A 273-nucleotide genomic window follows, 5' to 3' on the forward strand; every position below is an offset into this window, starting at 1 on the left:
GTACTTGTATGAGTAATTTAAAGGCTTTTTTAGCGTTACAGAAATGCATTCTAATGATGGCGGAGTCGGCAAACTCGTCATCTACTGGTAAGCGGCCAAGCTCTAAGCATCGGTCCCAAAAAGCGGTTAACAATGTTTGGTGTTGGGTGAACAATAATCGCGCTTGTTCTTCGGTTGTTGGCGTCGGTGTGGTTATTTGATGCCATTGATGATGGCGTTGATGGCGCTTGGCTAAAAAGCGTTGTTCTTCAATTTTGTCGCGGAAAATATAAT

Annotated in this window: 1 protein-coding gene; it reads right to left on the bottom strand. The window is 43.2% G+C overall.

What is annotated here, in order from left to right:
- On the bottom strand, window positions 1–273 hold a 273-nt coding region (locus tag AAEY75_RS15090; protein WP_352260036.1), incomplete at both ends, for a hypothetical protein.

The sequence above is a fragment of the Psychrobacter sp. TB55-MNA-CIBAN-0194 genome (assembly GCF_040309505.1).
Classification (GTDB): Bacteria; Pseudomonadota; Gammaproteobacteria; order Pseudomonadales; family Moraxellaceae; genus Psychrobacter; species Psychrobacter fozii.